This window comes from Acinetobacter sp. YH01011 (assembly GCF_013420785.1).
Classification (GTDB): Bacteria; Pseudomonadota; Gammaproteobacteria; order Pseudomonadales; family Moraxellaceae; genus Acinetobacter; species Acinetobacter towneri.
Window position 1 is genome coordinate 194,984 of the sequence record NZ_VOYG01000006.1, and the last position, 15,556, is coordinate 210,539.

Annotated in this window: 16 protein-coding genes; 8 read left to right on the forward strand and 8 right to left on the reverse strand. The window is 40.0% G+C overall.

Translation table 11 applies throughout. The features are described 5' to 3' along the window. Positions 1-19 precede the first annotated feature (19 nt). The 3 genes from FTT78_RS05945 to FTT78_RS05955 all read right to left on the reverse strand — a co-directional run bounded on the left by FTT78_RS05945 (position 20) and on the right by FTT78_RS05955 (position 3,784). Positions 20-1,306 carry a serine hydrolase gene (locus FTT78_RS05945; RefSeq protein WP_180043638.1) on the reverse strand — a complete coding sequence of 429 codons (1,287 nt, stop codon included), beginning with the start codon at positions 1,304-1,306 and terminating at the stop codon, positions 20-22. A gap of 89 nt (positions 1,307-1,395) precedes the next feature. Further along, complete coding sequence (locus tag FTT78_RS05950) at positions 1,396-2,250, reverse strand: MaoC/PaaZ C-terminal domain-containing protein (RefSeq protein ID WP_179988634.1); 855 nt, start codon at positions 2,248-2,250, stop codon at positions 1,396-1,398. A 142-nt stretch (positions 2,251-2,392) separates the two neighbouring features. Further along, positions 2,393-3,784, reverse strand: coding sequence for a 3-oxoacyl-ACP reductase (locus FTT78_RS05955; RefSeq protein WP_096900884.1), 1,392 nt, complete (start codon positions 3,782-3,784; stop codon positions 2,393-2,395). A gap of 239 nt (positions 3,785-4,023) precedes the next feature. Between FTT78_RS05955 and FTT78_RS05960 the strand changes: the two genes are divergently transcribed. After that, positions 4,024-5,535: an acetyl-CoA C-acetyltransferase gene (locus FTT78_RS05960; RefSeq protein ID WP_104852102.1), complete on the forward strand. Its 1,512-nt coding sequence runs from the start codon at positions 4,024-4,026 to the stop codon at positions 5,533-5,535. Between the two features lie 109 nt (positions 5,536-5,644). Here the strand turns inward: FTT78_RS05960 and aceI are convergent, their stop codons facing one another. Beyond that, positions 5,645-6,076, reverse strand: a complete 432-nt coding sequence (gene aceI / locus FTT78_RS05965; RefSeq protein WP_179988635.1) for a chlorhexidine efflux PACE transporter AceI — start codon at positions 6,074-6,076, stop codon at positions 5,645-5,647. A gap of 107 nt (positions 6,077-6,183) precedes the next feature. Between aceI and FTT78_RS05970 the strand changes: the two genes are divergently transcribed. The 4 genes from FTT78_RS05970 (at position 6,184) to FTT78_RS05985 (ending at position 10,168) form a co-directional block, all read left to right on the forward strand. Continuing rightward, positions 6,184-7,074, forward strand: coding sequence for a LysR family transcriptional regulator (locus FTT78_RS05970; protein WP_180043637.1), 891 nt, complete (start codon positions 6,184-6,186; stop codon positions 7,072-7,074). A gap of 89 nt (positions 7,075-7,163) precedes the next feature. Beyond that, the gene (gene tal, locus FTT78_RS05975; RefSeq protein WP_136144603.1) at positions 7,164-8,150 is read left to right on the forward strand and encodes a transaldolase; all 987 of its coding nucleotides are present in this window, start codon (positions 7,164-7,166) and stop codon (positions 8,148-8,150) included. Positions 8,151-8,246: 96 nt separating this feature from the next. After that, the gene (leuE, locus tag FTT78_RS05980; protein ID WP_004973255.1) at positions 8,247-8,909 is read left to right on the forward strand and encodes a leucine efflux protein LeuE; all 663 of its coding nucleotides are present in this window, start codon (positions 8,247-8,249) and stop codon (positions 8,907-8,909) included. A gap of 83 nt (positions 8,910-8,992) precedes the next feature. Further along, positions 8,993-10,168, forward strand: a complete 1,176-nt coding sequence (locus tag FTT78_RS05985) for a benzoate/H(+) symporter BenE family transporter (protein WP_180043636.1) — start codon at positions 8,993-8,995, stop codon at positions 10,166-10,168. 44 nt (positions 10,169-10,212) lie between these two features. Here the strand turns inward: FTT78_RS05985 and FTT78_RS05990 are convergent, their stop codons facing one another. Then, on the reverse strand, positions 10,213-11,181 hold the full coding sequence (locus FTT78_RS05990; RefSeq protein ID WP_180043778.1) for an alpha/beta hydrolase: 969 nt from the start codon (positions 11,179-11,181) through the stop codon (positions 10,213-10,215). A gap of 315 nt (positions 11,182-11,496) precedes the next feature. Between FTT78_RS05990 and FTT78_RS05995 the strand changes: the two genes are divergently transcribed. Further along, on the forward strand, positions 11,497-11,946 hold the full coding sequence (locus FTT78_RS05995) for a universal stress protein (RefSeq protein WP_004973248.1): 450 nt from the start codon (positions 11,497-11,499) through the stop codon (positions 11,944-11,946). A 50-nt stretch (positions 11,947-11,996) separates the two neighbouring features. After that, positions 11,997-12,443, forward strand: coding sequence for a universal stress protein (locus FTT78_RS06000; RefSeq protein WP_004973247.1), 447 nt, complete (start codon positions 11,997-11,999; stop codon positions 12,441-12,443). Positions 12,444-12,602: 159 nt separating this feature from the next. Here FTT78_RS06000 and FTT78_RS06005 read toward each other — a convergent pair whose 3' ends face one another. Together FTT78_RS06005 and gorA are read right to left on the reverse strand one after the other, a co-directional pair. Further along, positions 12,603-12,821: a hypothetical protein gene (locus FTT78_RS06005; RefSeq protein ID WP_004973244.1), complete on the reverse strand. Its 219-nt coding sequence runs from the start codon at positions 12,819-12,821 to the stop codon at positions 12,603-12,605. A gap of 490 nt (positions 12,822-13,311) precedes the next feature. Beyond that, the gene (gorA, locus tag FTT78_RS06010; protein WP_096900890.1) at positions 13,312-14,664 is read right to left on the reverse strand and encodes a glutathione-disulfide reductase; all 1,353 of its coding nucleotides are present in this window, start codon (positions 14,662-14,664) and stop codon (positions 13,312-13,314) included. Positions 14,665-14,993: 329 nt separating this feature from the next. Here gorA and FTT78_RS06015 point away from each other — a divergent pair, with 329 nt between their 5' ends. Further along, positions 14,994-15,248 carry a hypothetical protein gene (locus FTT78_RS06015; RefSeq protein ID WP_004973239.1) on the forward strand — a complete coding sequence of 85 codons (255 nt, stop codon included), beginning with the start codon at positions 14,994-14,996 and terminating at the stop codon, positions 15,246-15,248. Positions 15,249-15,259: 11 nt separating this feature from the next. Here FTT78_RS06015 and FTT78_RS06020 read toward each other — a convergent pair. Continuing rightward, positions 15,260-15,556 (reverse strand): transposase (locus tag FTT78_RS06020; RefSeq protein WP_306669875.1); only part of this gene is annotated, 297 nt, incomplete at its 5' end.

The following is a 15,556-nucleotide window of genomic DNA, read 5'->3' on the forward strand; positions in this document are numbered from 1 at the left end:
AGTGAACGTACAATCACGCCTAAAACCAGCCTTTACGCCCTTGCAATTGCCGATCTGCACAGCGAATGGCTTCCTGACTCAGTCCCCAAAGTCGATAATCACCAATTAAAGAACCTGCAGCAAAATTATGGGTATAGGCAAAACTGAGTTGACGGTCAGGATCACACCACGCGCCTGAACCATTAAAACCCATGTGTCCAAAACCGTGAGAGCGCTTACCCAAACTTAATACACGGTGATAGCCTAATCGCCAATGCATCGGGATAGGCATGACCCGATCACGCTGTACATATTGTACTTGGCTCAATTGCTGAAAAACTTCAGGCTGAATCAATTGCTGACCTTGCCATGATCCACCCTGCGCCAACATGGCATAAATACGTGCCAAACTTTGGGCAGTAAATACACCATTGGCAGCAGGAATCACGGCTTGTAAGCCTGTATCACTAAAAAAACTAAAATTTTTCATGCCTTTGGGAATCATGCCATCCTGAAAGTCTTGCGGATTTTGCCCACTCCATGCAATGACTTTATCGAATATTGATACAGGACGTTTGCTCGATTTAGCTTGGTTTTTAACTTTAGCTGTCTGTTTATTTGTAGATGATGCATCTGTTTGCGCTGATGTCACAGCAGTTTTAAATGGTCGTGCGACACGGGAAAGCTCAGACGCAGGCACACCAAAATACGCCCCATCCAAAGCCAAAGATTCAACCAAGTATTGCTGCATCAATTCAGCCAATTTTTGACCTGTAGCTTTTTCTAAAATCCCACCGACCAGCCAGCCAAAAGTTAAAGGTTGATACGCTGCCTCACTTGCTACATCAAAACGTGGCTTGGCTTGAGCCAACACATCCAGCATGTGCGACCAATCTGCCATTTCAGTCGCATCGGCAATGATATTACGGATGTCATATAAACCACTTTGATGACTCAGCACATGCCTTAAGGTCATCAATGCTTTGCCATTTTGGGCGAATTCAGGCCAGTATATATAAATGGGAGTATCGTAATCGACCAGTCCTTGACTGACCAAAATATGTGCCAGTGTCGCTAATACACCTTTGCCTGTGGAATAACATACAGATAAGGTATCGGCTTGCCAGTCTTCATCTGGCGACTTTTTGCCTGTGTAAATATCGACGACTTTCTGACCTTGAAAGTACACCGCTAAAGCAGCCCCGCCCTGTTGGCTACGTGCATTTTGCAAACGGCTAAATTGCATCGCTAAATCATGAAATTCAGGCGCAACCCATCCACGATAATTTTCAGTTTCAGCAAAAATATAATCCTTTAAATGTTGCATCGTCCTGTTTATCTCGTTTTTCTTGTTAATAAAAGTTTAGCGCAAATAAAAAGCCCAAATTTAAATAATCTGGGCTTTCGATCACTGAATTAAAGCGCGGTGACAACACCTGTCACATGCGGTTTTTGGTTTTTACTGTTACGAATTAAAAAATCTGTATTTTTAGCGTCCGTTGCAGTTAAAAACTCAACTTTAGATGGCAAATACATAGGTAACTTAAACCAGACATCGGCTTCATAGGCATCTGGCAAAGTCAAACTCGATAAGGCTTTGGCTTTGCTCCACATGCCGTGCGCAATCGCTTGTTTAAAGCCAAATGCTTTTGCAGTAATCGCGTGGATATGAATTAAGTTAAAATCGCCAGACGTTAAGGCATAACGGCGACCCGTATTTTCAGAAATATCCCATTCAGCTTGAACGGCATAGTTTGGCGCTTTGCTTTCTGCAGATTTTGCAGCTGCTTTAGTGGTGGTTTTTTGACGTGCTAAATACGTGGTTAAACCTTCAATCACCACCTCATTGCCTACTTTAACAGTGGTAATAAAATCAAACTGTACGCCTTTATCATGTGGTTGCAATTCACCAAATTTACACGACAAGGTCAGTTGTTCATTCAATCCAACTTTACGGCTTTGTTTGACTTGGTTGCGAATATGCACCAAGCCCAAAATTGCAAATGGAAATGCTTCTTGGGTCATCATGTGCATTTGCAGACTTTGTGACAATACAGCCAAATAAATTGCAGGAATATAGCCGTTATTTTTAAAACCTGTCACTGCATTATAGGCTTTTAAGTGCTTTTGATCGACCTTGAATGAATCCACCACATATTCAACTTGCGGCAGAACTTTTTCACCTTTTGGCTTTTTAAAAATTAAGCCCTGAATCACTTTTGGATAGGCTAAATAGGGTTTTGGAAGTTGACTAAAATGGCGAGTATTCATACTGAACCTTTGAGAAGTTTTTCTAATTTATTTAATGGAGTTCTTTCTCCCGCTGGGAGAAAGCTAGAGAGAAGGGTTAATAATCTATCCCCTTATCTCCCTCTCCTAAATCCCCTCACCAAGGGAGAGAACTTTGAAGGTGTTAAGCCCCTAACAAGCTTTGACCACAAACACGTACCACGTTACCATTAATACCTGTCGATGCCGATGAAGCAAAGTAAGCAATGGTTTCTGCAACGTCTACAGGTAAACCACCTTGACTCATAGAGTTCATACGACGACCTGCTTCACGAATGGCAAAAGGAATTGCAGCAGTCATTTGCGTTTCAATAAAGCCAGGTGCAACGGCATTAATCGTGATCCCGTTGTTTAAAACAGGTGCGGTAAATTTCACGACACCAATCACGCCAGCTTTAGATGCTGCATAGTTGGTTTGACCCAAGTTGCCTGCAATACCTGAAATTGAAGATACGCAAACGATACGACCATTGGCATTTAAACCATCATTTGCCAATAAGTAATCGTTCACACGCTCAATTGCAGACAAGTTGATGTTAATGACTAAATCCCAAAGCTCTGGTTTCATATTTGCCAAAGTTTTGTCACGGGTAATCCCCGCATTATGCACAATAATATCCAAACCACCTTGTGCAGCGGCAGCTGTTTTAATTTGCTCGCCTGCATCTGCAGCAGTAATGTCAATTGCTAGCGTTGAACCACCAATTTCAGCAGCAACACGGTCTAAATCTGCTTGTTGTTGTGGAACGTCTAGGCAAATAACGTGTGCACCATCACGTGCCAACACATGCGCAATCGCTTCACCAATACCACGGCTTGCACCTGTCACCACTGCAGTTTTACCTGCCAATGGTTTTGCCCAATCTACATCTACAGTTGCAGCACTCGACACACGAATCACCTGACCTGACACATAAGCAGAACGTGGTGAAATTGCAAAACGTAACGTAGATTCTAAGTTTGCTGCAGCACCTTGATCGACATAAATTAAGTTAGCCGCAATGCCTTTTTTAAATTCTTTGCCTACCGATTTTACAAAACCTTCCAAAGCGCGTTGTGCAATGGCTTTTTTCACACTGCCTGCAGTTTCTGGTGTAGTACCAATCACCACCACGCGACCAGAAGCCTGAATTTGGCGTGAGATTGGGTTAAAGAACTCATAAAGCGCTTTTAATTGTTCAGAGTTTTCAATACCTGAAGCATCAAACACCACCACTTTAAATTTAGATTCTTTATCGCCTGGATTGAATGCACCTAAATTTAAGCCCACTTTTGCCGCAGCTTGTTGCAATTCTGCATTGTTACCTGCATAACTGTTGGCATGTACATTAGCTAAAACTTGTGCAATTGATGCAGACAAATCACTTGCAGGGGCTGCACCTAAAAGTACTGCACCTTTTACCACTGGTGTTGCAGACTCAAAACGATCTAAAAAAGTTGGGGATGGTAAACCCAAATTTTTAATGACAAATTTACCAATAGGAGATTTTGCAAATGTTTGATATTGATCAGTCATGATTATTATCTCTCATAAATTCATTTTTTGATGGATTACACGATATCTTTTAACATCAATATGATGCCAAATGCCCACATTTCAATAGCGTTACCCGTTTGTGCTAAATCATACTTGAGTTAATTATGAGATGTCTTGACCTGAATGCATTCTGCAATGTCATTGTAGTCAATTCAGCTGTCATACTATTGTGCTAATGTACGCATCAAGTAGACCCTTAACATGCTTGGAAAAGCCTTATGAGCAAAACAACTCAAGAAAATCCAGCAGTGGAAAATTCTGCAACGGATTCTGTGTCAAATACATCAACTGCTAAACGTACAAGCAAAAGTAGCAACACTGCAACCCGTTCCAACACGAGTACGACAAAAACTACACGTACCCGCACGACTAGCCGTGCTAAAACAACTGCTTCAACGCAAACAAAAGCACCATCTAATACCAATACCTCTGTTCAACAGGATAAAATTATGAGCCAAAACACTGTTCGCCGCGTTGCTATTATCGGTGGTAACCGTATTCCATTCGCACGTTCTAATGGCGCTTACTTTACTGCATCTAATACAGATATGTTTACAGCAGCATTAAATGGTCTTGTTGAACGATTCAACTTACAAGGTCAGCGTTTGGGTGAAGTTGTTGCAGGTGCAGTGCTCAAACACAGCCGTGACTTTAACATGACTCGTGAGTGCGTACTCAATACTGCCCTTGCTCCTGAAACACCTGCTTACGATATACAACAAGCATGTGGTACTGGCTTGCAGGCTGCTTTTTTAGTTGCGAATAAAATTGCACTGGGTCAAATCGAGGTTGGTGTTGCAGGCGGTGTAGATACGACTTCTGACGCGCCAATCGCATTTGGCGATGGTTTGCGTAAAGCATTGCTTGAATTGAACATTGCAAAAACAGGTAAAGACCGCTTAAAAGCATTAACCAAAATCAACATTAAAGATTTAATGGATGCGCCACGTAACGGTGAACCACGCACAGGTTTATCAATGGGCGACCACCAAGCCATTACTACGTTGGAATGGGGCATCTCTCGTGAAGCGCAGGATGAGTTAGCAGCTTCATCTCACCAAAAAATGGCAGCTGCCTATGACGAAGGTTTCTTTGATGATCTCATCACGCCATTTTTAGGTTTAGAACGTGACAATAACTTACGTGCAGATTCTACTGTAGAAAAACTAGCGAAGTTAAAACCTGCTTTTGGTAAAGGCGACGCGCGCACTATGACTGCAGGTAACTCTACCCCACTGACTGATGGTGCATCTTGCGTATTACTTGCCTCTGAAGAATGGGCAAAAGCCAATGGTCATGAAGTCTTGGCATATTTGACTTTCCAAGAAACTGCCGCAGTTGATTTTGTAGGTAAAAAAGAAGGTTTGTTGATGGCGCCTGCATACGCTGTCCCACGTATGCTTGAACGTGCTGGCTTAACCTTACAAGACTTCGACTATTACGAAATTCACGAAGCATTTGCTTCACAAGTCTTGTCGACCTTAAAAGCATGGGAAGATCCGAACTTCTGTAAAGAGCGTTTAGGTTTAGATGCACCTTTAGGATCAATTGATCGCAGCAAACTGAACGTTAAAGGTTCATCTTTAGCGGCAGGTCACCCATTTGCAGCAACAGGTGGTCGTATTATTGCAACTGCAGCCAAACTTCTGAATCAAAAAGGTTCTGGTCGTGTATTGGTGTCAATTTGTGCTGCAGGCGGTCAAGGTGTAACAGCAATTATTGAAAAATAATTCTGCCTAGTTCTAATTTAGATAGAGATAAAAGCCACTTGATTCATTCAGGTGGCTTTTTTATAACCCTAAATTTATAGCAGCCAACTTTTAATTAGCTACTAGCGCTTTATCTGACTGAATGTTGCGGGGCATAACCCAGTTTCGCTTCAATATGGTCATAACAATATTGAAAAATAAAGGTATAGAGCAAAATGCTGAGCGTCATCAGCAAATCAATCAAAATTGCCTGCAGCAGGGATATTTCTAAGGCATACGCCACCATGGGAATAGTGGCGAGCATTAAGCCACCTTCAAAACCAATTGCGTGTAAAACGCGTATTTTAAAAGTTCTGTGTAGCTGGTGTTGCGCTTCAAACTTTTCAAAATAGTGATTGAAAAACATATTCCACAGCACCGATGTCACCGCCATCGCAATGCCTAGACCACCTGTCACTTGCATTGGCATTTCAAACACATAACTTAATGCCAAAGCAATGATGACCAATAAAATCACTTCATAACTCAGGGCATGTACCCATCTTCTTTTGGAAATCAACATCTGCTTACTCAAATACTTATCCTTCCCCGCTTATTTTATTTTCATTTAATTGACCAATCGAGTTAGAATCCATCAATAATATTGAAAGATAAAAGCCAACCTCTGTCATGAATATCAATCAAGATCAGCTGATTATTTTTATCACCGTCATGGAAACGGGTTCTTTTTCTGCAGCTGCACGCCAATTGGGCAAGGTGCCTTCGGCAATTAGTATGTCCATTGCTAATTTAGAAATTGATTTAGACCTAAAACTGTTTGAACGGATTGGGCGTGAACCTTTGCCTACCCCACTAGCGCAGAGTCTTTACGAAAAAAGCAAACAACTGCTCATAGAAATGAAGCAATGGAAACAACATGCTTTTGCGCTCAGTTCTGGGCTGGAAGCACACTTAAATATTGTGGTGGTGTCTGAATTACTACACACTCGCTGGACAGATTATATTGTGTTACTAGAACAGCAATTTCCTGAATTGCAGATCAATATTTTCTCTGCGCCACAAGAAGATGCACTGCATTTACTCATGACTCAAGCAGCGGACTTGGCCTTTATGTTTGAACGCGAACAATTACAAAGCAGTGAACAATTTGTGGAATTAAAACGTGAAATTTTAGTGCCTGTCGCTGCCCGACATTCACCGCTGGCTGAATCTGATCAAGTCAGTTTTGAACAGATTTTACAAAATCGGCAAATTGTAGTGGCGAGCCGTGATCGGCAGATTAAACCCGAGTTGTTATTTTCTAAGCACTATTGGCGTACCGATAATCATCATTCTGCCTGCAGTATGATTAAGCAGGGTTTAGGCTGGGGTGTCTTGCCCTTGGAAATGCTGAATGAACATCCTGAACTACAACACGAATTAAAAATTTTACAGCTGCTAGATTTCACCCCAAAATTTGAATATTTTGTCGATTTGGTCTGGAGCCGAGAACATCAATTGGGCGCTGCTGCTCATTTTTTGATTAATCACGTCCGAAATCTGAGAAAAACTGGTAAATAATCCACAAACCCTCTTACTTGGTACTTGGGTTAAAAGCTGTTTGTGATATAACTGAATGTATAAGCAATAACCTAAGAACTAGATCTCGAATGACACAGACAGCCTTAAATCAACTAAAAAACTTAACCACCATTGTTGCAGATAGTAGTGACTTGGCTGCGATTGAAAAGTTTCGTCCTTTGGATGCGACCACCAACCCATCACTCATTACGGCGGCTGCAAATCAACCTGAAAATAAAGCGTTGATTGAAGCTGCATTTGAGCAAGCCAAAGCTGAAGGTTATACAAATGATCTATTGGTTGAGCGCAGCATTGATATTTTAACGGTCAAATTTGGTGTAGAAATTTTAAAGCTGATTGAAGGTCGTGTTTCGACTGAGGTGGATGCTTCTTTGTCTTATGACACTGATGCGACCATTGCCAAAGCCAAAGAACTTTTAGCACTGTACCAAGCTTATGGTGTTCATTCAGACCGCATTTTGATTAAGATTGCATCGACATGGGAAGGCATTCAAGCGGCGAAAGTGTTGGAAGCCGAAGGCATTCACACCAATTTAACCTTATTGTTTGGTTTACATCAGGCACATGCTTGTGCAGATGCCAAAGTGACGTTGATTTCACCATTTGTGGGTCGTATTTTAGATTGGTATAAAAAAGCTGAAAATGTCATGTACTACCCTATTGAAAAAGATCCGGGTGTACTTTCGGTGAAGAAAATTTATCAATTCTATAAACAGCATCAAGTACAAACTGAAATTATGGGCGCGAGTTTCCGTAGTATAGATCAGGTTTTGGCTTTAGCTGGTTGTGATTTATTGACCGTTGCACCAAATTTATTGGCAGAACTTGAAGCTGATGAACGAGAAGTCGCTGCAGCGTTATCGACCAATGGCATTCAAGTTCAAGCTGAACCACTGGCAGCAATTGAAAAGGAACAATTCAAAGCGCAACTTGAGGCAGATTTGATGGCGTTCCAATTGTTACAAGGCGGCATTGATGGCTTTATTAAAGCGCGTGAGCAACTTGCCACCCTATTACGCCAGTCTTTCGGCTTAGATGCAGAGATTAAAGCTTAAGCTTTAACCTATCCCAGTAAAATTCCAAAATTTTTACTAAGCCACAAAACCGATGTTGTTATACTGCAACATCGGTTTTTATTTAGGTGAGTTTGCGTGTTTGGTATTAGTGACCTCAGCACTTTTATAATTGGCACAACCTTAATTGTGCTCTTGCCTGGCCCAAACTCACTCTATGTCATGTCAGTGGCTTCACGCTTTGGGATACGCACAGGCTATGCAGCTGCTTTCGGTGTATTTACGGGTGATCTGATTTTAATTGTGTGCACCATTTTAGGGGCAGCCTCATTATTGCATGCTTTTCCATGGCTATTCACCTTATTAAAAGTAGTTGGTGCGCTCTACTTAGGCTATTTAGGTATTAAACTACTGATTGCAGCCTATAAAACATGGTTTCCACAAACCAGAACTTCGCACGCCAATCTTTCTACAACAGCAACGAGCAATACAACTGAACGGGTTCATCCCTACCGAACTGCTTTAATGATTAGCGTTATTAACCCAAAAGCAATTTTGTTTTATTTGTCTTTTTTTGTGCAATTCGTCAATCCTGATTACACCTACCCGATGCTGAGCTTTGCTGTTTTAGCCATCGTCCTACAAATCATTAGCATGGGTTATTTATCTATCTTGATTTTTTCAGGAGTCAAATTAGCCAGTTATTTCAATCAACGCTATAAAATTGCAGCCATTTGCGTTGCAAGCATTGGTATTTTGTTCTGCGGTTTTGGCTTTAGACTGGCAAGCTCAACGCTATAAAAAAAGTATAAAAAACACTTTTGACTATTTGTTCAAATGTGTATGATCTGTTCATAAATTATAGAAAATATGTCTAAGAAAGCATGCAAAAACTTTTAAATGACTTCTCTGTGCCTGCAGTATTTGCAGGTTTTATTACCTTCTTGGTCGGTATTAGTGTTTCCGCGGTTTTAGTCATTCAGGCAGCACAAATTTTAGGCGCAAGTGCTGAGCAAATCAGCTCTTGGTTTTGCGCGTTGGGTTTAGGTATTGGTCTAAGCGGGCTGATTTTATCTTGGAAATTTAAATATCCTGTGGCGACCTCATGGTCTACCGCAGGCTTGGCACTGATTATCGCCACGGGCAGCGGTTATAGCTTACACGAAGCAATTGGCGCATTTTTGTTTTGTGGCGTACTCACAGCAGTTCTTGGCTTTTTGGGTATTTTTGAAAAGGTACTGACTTATATTCCACAGAGTTTAACCAGCGCCATGTTGGCAGGTGTGCTGCTTAAATTTGGAATTGCCCTATTTACCAGTCTGCAAGAAGCATGGGCATTTATTTTGTCTTTATTGGCAGCCTATGTATTGGCAAAACGATTTAGCCCGCGTTATAGCATTGTTTTAACTGTATTGATTGGGGTCGCGTTATGCCCAATCTTCTTACAATTTCAAATGCCCAGTGTGCAATGGAGTATTGCGCAACCTGTTTGGATGCAACCCGAATTAAGTTGGTCTGCCATTTTAGGTTTAGCCCTGCCTTTGTTTGTCATTAATATGGCATCGCAATATTTGCCCGGTCTTGCCATGATCAAAAGCTATGGCTTTAACCCAAATGTACGTCACTTAATTGGTTGGACAGGCACAGCACAAGCGATTTTCGCGCCATTTGGATGTTTTAGTGTCAATATCGCATCCATCAGTGCTGCTATTAGCTTAGATGATCAATCGCATCCCGATGCAAGTAAACGCTATATTGCGGGGATTAGCTGCGGTTTGTTTTATATCTTGATGGGGATATTTGCGGCAACGCTTACCAGTTTACTGATGTCATTCCCTGCTGTTTTTATTACAGCTTTGGCAGGAATTGCACTGCTCGGTACTATTGGACACAACATTGCCCTCGCCTTTCAGCACGTTTCAGAACGTGAAGCCGCTTTATTGACCTTTTTATTTAGTGCTTCTGGGGTGCAGTTTTTTGGTATTGGTTCTGCATTCTGGGGACTGATTTTTGGTTGTGTGGTTTTGGCAGTTTCAAAGTTTAAACAAAGCAAAAGCTAAATAACTAAGCGATTAAAACACTTTTTCAGAAGCATCGTATTGATTTATTGTATGCGCGATACATTAGGGTCTGCTGTGCGGATAAATTCTACTGTTTTAGCAAAAGTTTGCTGGCTTTCTTTTTGGTGCATAAAAAATTGATATTCGTGAATTAACCATGCTTTTGTATCTGGATAAAATGCTGTCGTCACAGGAATCTGCTGTTGCTGTAAAGCATGCAGCATCGGCATAGATTGAGTTTCTGTTAAAAAGTCTTTGTTACCACCACTGATAAATACCGCAGGATAGTTTGCCGTTAAATGTTGAATAGGCGAAATATTCTTCAGAAATTCACTGTCCTGTTTCCGATCTCCCGTGTAAGCCTGCACCAAATTATAAACACCCCACTCTACGATATTCATTTCATCTGGCGCAGTTTCAACAAACGCTTTTAGATCATAAATCCCGCAGTGCAAAATCAGCCCTTTAAGTTGTTTGTGCTGAATAGTCGGTTGTAAATTAGACTGCTGTGCAAATGCAGGATTACTCAATAATGCGGCATAATGGCTAGCTAAATTCGCCCCTGCAGAATCACCTGCCAAATATAATTGTTGTGGATTAAGCTGATACTTTTCTGCATGTTGCGTGATGTAATTTAAAGCCTGATCAATTTGTTGCAACTGAGTAGGATAAGTTGCATGCGGGGCGAATTGATATTGTACTGCAATTACATTAAAGCCCTGCGCGGCTAATAATTTAAAATAGCCACGTGCATGTGCTTTTGAGCCCGCAATCCAGCCACCACCATGAATCCAGACAATTGTCGGGCGTGCGGCTAAATCTTGCAATTGACTGTTTTGATACAAGTCAAAACTCAAATTAGGCTGCGTTGCATACACAATATCATGTTGCACTTGTATATTTTTGGGTGCATAGCGATCCATGATTTTCTGCTGCAAGCCTGTGGTGAGATTAAATGCACTAGCAATGATTCGATTGTTCTGCTGCGTGGTTTGACAAGCACTTAACAACATAAAACACAGCAACATCCAAATTATTTTCAAACCACATTTCCCTCAAGATTCATACGCCCAATTCAAACCCAAGTAATTTAAAATTAAATTATGAAGGTCTATTTATTTTTGCAAATTTAGCAGCTTATTTTATCGTATAGCCTTGCCGTTGAGTTGAGCAATTTCATCATCTTCAGCTTATCTTTTCTTTCAGCAAATTTGGCGGGTAATTAAATGAATTATCAATCTTTTTTCAGATTTTAAATTGAACCTGTATAGACTATATGCTATCAATAAAGTGTAAGGCACATAATCATAATTTCTGGAGTTACCCGCATGTCGTACCAAAATATTTTAGTCCCTGTAGATGGTTCACAAATTTCTTTTTCAGCGGTCAAACATGCAGCTGAAATTGCCAAAGTATTTAACAGTAAACTCACCTTAATTAGCCTTGTTGCGGAAGACCCATTTACTGATTCTGACTTTTACTATAATTATTCATCTGCCATTATGAAAGAATACTTTGTGCAAGCGACAGCCAATGCACAAAAGGCATTAAAAGAAGCAGATGAAATTGCGAAAGCAGTGGGTGTAAATGCAGAAACTCGCGTGGTTGAGGGTTTGGTATCTGCTGAAGGTGTAATCAAAACTGCGAAAGACTTAAATGCCGATGTGATTGTGATGGGTTCACATGGTCGTAAAGGTTTCCAAAAATTATTATTGGGTAGCTTTGCCACAGACGTATTACGTCATACAGAATTACCTGTGCTTGTAGTTAAAGCTTAATCACTATTTTAAGCCATATTTTCATCATAAATTTTTAATAAGGATTTGCCATGACCACTTATAAACACTTACTTGTTCCAGTAGATGAGTCACCTATGTCTTATGCTGCAGCCGAACAAGCACTTTCATTGGCAAAAGATCTAAATTGCCCTGTTACTATTATGAGTGTAATTGCAGTTGATCCTTTTGTAGGCGTGGACTTCTACAAAGTTGCACCAGCAATTACCGATTATTTCATGCAGGCTGAACAAAATGCACAAAATCGTTTGGCTGAAATTCAGCAATCCTTTAGCCGTGAAGGTATTTCGGTAGATACCAAAATTATCCGCGGTGTTGCAGCCTCTGAAGGGATTGTACAAATTGCCAATGAAATTGGTGCTGACCTGATTATTATGGGTTCGCATGGCCGTACTGGAGTGAAAAAGATGATGCTCGGTAGCGTTGCCCAAAACGTACTGACTCAGTCTCCTGTTCCTGTTTTGATTGTTAAGGTTTAATTCATTACCAACTGTGCTCTGCCACAGTAAAAGATAAAATAAAAAAATCCCGTTCGCCAATGAACGGGATTTTTCTGGATAAAACTTTTAAAAGCTTTTCTAAATTACATATTATGCAATCCAGTTTAGCTAGGTTGAATATTCATTTCAGACCAAAACTTAATTAACCCGATGCGGTAAACGGAACATTTCATGCGTATCGGTATAAAAACTGCGACCATCTAAATTCAGTTCAATTTCCTGACCACATTCCAACAACACATGTTTTCCGACTTCGACCCATTTAAAACCATCACGGGTATTTTGCTTTTTCTTTGATGCCACCAAAGACACCATAATTTCGCGACCATTCACTGCTTTCGCAAGCATTGTTTGCATTTTTTTCAATATTTACACCAATTCATTTATAACTTACAAATCAAGCTCAAATTAAAATTTTGAGCATAGTTTTTAATACAACAACATTCATCACACTTAATTTGCAGTGCATAGAAAATAAATGCAGCACAGCATGATGATGAATAACTACGAGAGAATAGAGATATTTTTATTGTACAAGTTATATTATAACATAGATTTAAAGTCTTTGCAGCATGGACTACAAAGTTGTAAAGATAAACTTAATAAAACAAAAATTTCTTAATCAAACCTTAATCATTTTCGTGAGATAATCTACCCCAAACACAATGGATGGTGTTTGATCGCACAAGCCCACTTCGGTGGGTTTCTTATTAGGCTAACTAAATAACGATAACAAACTTTATCTTTCTGACGTTTATCTTCTGATTTTTTATCTACAAATTTCAAAAATAAAAAAGAGTATGGATTTTTTTAACCCATACTCTTTGTGTGCGACTACGCTACTCCATTAGCGCATAGTCACAAATTCTTCTGCAGCAGTTGGATGAATTGCGACAGTATTGTCAAAATCTTGCTTGGTCGCGCCCATTTTGACCGCGACTGCAAAACCTTGCAAAATTTCATCCATGCCATAGCCAATACCATGCACGCCCACGACTTTCTGTTCATCACCAACGCAGACCAATTTCATTTTAGACACTTGACGATGCTGAGTTACAGCCGTGTACATTGAGGTAAAAGAAGATTGATAGACTTTGACCTGATCTTGCCCAAACTGTTCAATGGCTTGCGCTTCACTTAAACCCACCGTACCAATAGGCGGATGACTAAAGACCACCGTGGCAACATTTTGATAATCTAAATATTCATTTGGTTTGTGATTGAATAAACGTTCAGACAATTTACGTCCTGCGGCAACAGCAACGGGTGTCAGCTCAATTTTTCCAATAATATCGCCCACCGCATAAATACCTGCTTGGCTGGTATTTTGGAATTGATCTACTGCGATATATCCTTTTTCATCAATCTGCACATTTGCAGCAGCCAAGTTCAATGCTTGTGTATTTGGTTTACGTCCAACTGCCCAAATCAGACAATCGACCTCATGCTGTGAACCATCTTCAAGATGTAATAACAAAGACTGATCCGCTTGGCGAGTGACTTTCTTTGGAATGGCTTGCGTATGCACTTGGATATGTTCATCACGCATACATTCAAGTAATGTTTCACCTAAAAATTGATCTAAACTACGCAGCGGCAATTGTTTACGAATAAACAATCCAACTTCTGAACCCAACCCATTTAAAACACCTGCTAACTCTACGGCAATATAACCCGAACCGACAATTGCCGTGCGTTTTGGTAATTGTTGCAATTCAAAGAAACCGTTTGAATCAATTCCTAGCTCTGCCCCTTCAATATCTGGACGTGTTGGCTCAGTTCCTGTGGCTATTAAAATGTGATCTGCAGTGTATTGCTGCTGATTTACTTCAACTGTTTTTTCATTTACAAAACGAGCAAAGCCCTGAATCACATCAACATTGTTTTTAGCTAAACCTGATTGATACGATGCATGGATACGCTGAATATAAGCTTGACGATTTTGAATTAACGTATTCCAATCATGCGATTTTAATTCAGTATTAAAACCATAATCTGGGCCGTATTTTTGAATAGCATCGGCGATTTGCGCAGAATACCACATCACTTTTTTAGGCACACACCCCACATTGACACAAGTCCCGCCCAAATCTGCAACTTCAATTAATGCACATTTTTTACCATATTGCGCCGCGCGATTGGCCGAAGCAATACCACCACTTCCTGCCCCAATTACCAAATAGTCATAATGTTTAGCCATTTCATGCCTCAATTTTTCGTGATTTTTTAGATACTCATCTGCAGAAATTCAGCGCAGAAAAACATTCATTTTCATCAAAACTAACACATAAAACTGCATTTCCCAAGTCAGCCATATTGTCTAAATACACAAAATCGACACACTGTCATTCAATTGATTTCACTGCCAATAAAACTGACTATTCACTTAAATTTTACGCTTTTAAGGCTATAATATAACTTTGATTTTTTATCATTGGGGTCAATGTGAAGCAGTGGGTTTACGTTCTGATATGTAGCTTTATCACTTTCGGCTGTTCCCCATCCCAACCCTCAGATCAAGCCCCAAGCATGTTTGATGAACTCGATCTCATCAATACCAAAATGAATGAAATCTTGCTTCGCGATTTAGATAACTATTCTGCAGATGAGCGCAAACATATTATTTGTGAAGAATATACGCAGATTTACAAACATGAATATATGCCAATTGTACTTAAAAATTCTAAACCTGAAGATCGGCAATATAACGAGAAAAAATTACTTGCTGAATTAAATGAAACTTATACCAACTATAAAAATGAATATCAAATTCGCTGTGACTAAGCTAACCCCAGTTACGGATAAGCCAAAGATTTAATCACATGAATTTTAGGCTTATTCTTTTGGCAAAGTTGATACGCACATAGTGAAGAAAATACGCTTGCTAAAAAACCAGCAATCGAACGATGTTTACTCGTAACTAAGTGATATTTTTCTTTCAATAATCCTATCAATGTTTCAATTCTTTTACGTTGTCGTAGATGAAATTCATCAGAAAATGGCAATAAGGTCACTCTCATATTTTTTCTTGGATAAGTAATTAAATCAATGCCTTGCTCTTTAAGTGTTTCTTTCAATGGTTGGCTAATGTA

Coding starts and splice junctions, on each gene's coding strand:
- FTT78_RS05945 (WP_180043638.1), bottom strand. CDS start 1,306: ATGCAACATTTAAAGGATTATATTTTTGCTGAAACTGAAAATTATCGT.
- FTT78_RS05950 (WP_179988634.1), bottom strand. CDS start 2,250: ATGAATACTCGCCATTTTAGTCAACTTCCAAAACCCTATTTAGCCTAT.
- FTT78_RS05955 (WP_096900884.1), bottom strand. CDS start 3,784: ATGACTGATCAATATCAAACATTTGCAAAATCTCCTATTGGTAAATTT.
- FTT78_RS05960 (WP_104852102.1), top strand. CDS start 4,024: ATGAGCAAAACAACTCAAGAAAATCCAGCAGTGGAAAATTCTGCAACG.
- aceI (WP_179988635.1), bottom strand. CDS start 6,076: ATGTTGATTTCCAAAAGAAGATGGGTACATGCCCTGAGTTATGAAGTG.
- FTT78_RS05970 (WP_180043637.1), top strand. CDS start 6,184: ATGAATATCAATCAAGATCAGCTGATTATTTTTATCACCGTCATGGAA.
- tal (WP_136144603.1), top strand. CDS start 7,164: ATGACACAGACAGCCTTAAATCAACTAAAAAACTTAACCACCATTGTT.
- FTT78_RS05985 (WP_180043636.1), top strand. CDS start 8,993: ATGCAAAAACTTTTAAATGACTTCTCTGTGCCTGCAGTATTTGCAGGT.
- FTT78_RS05990 (WP_180043778.1), bottom strand. CDS start 11,181: ATGTTGTTAAGTGCTTGTCAAACCACGCAGCAGAACAATCGAATCATT.
- FTT78_RS05995 (WP_004973248.1), top strand. CDS start 11,497: ATGTCGTACCAAAATATTTTAGTCCCTGTAGATGGTTCACAAATTTCT.
- FTT78_RS06000 (WP_004973247.1), top strand. CDS start 11,997: ATGACCACTTATAAACACTTACTTGTTCCAGTAGATGAGTCACCTATG.
- FTT78_RS06005 (WP_004973244.1), bottom strand. CDS start 12,821: ATGCAAACAATGCTTGCGAAAGCAGTGAATGGTCGCGAAATTATGGTG.
- gorA (WP_096900890.1), bottom strand. CDS start 14,664: ATGGCTAAACATTATGACTATTTGGTAATTGGGGCAGGAAGTGGTGGT.
- FTT78_RS06015 (WP_004973239.1), top strand. CDS start 14,994: ATGTTTGATGAACTCGATCTCATCAATACCAAAATGAATGAAATCTTG.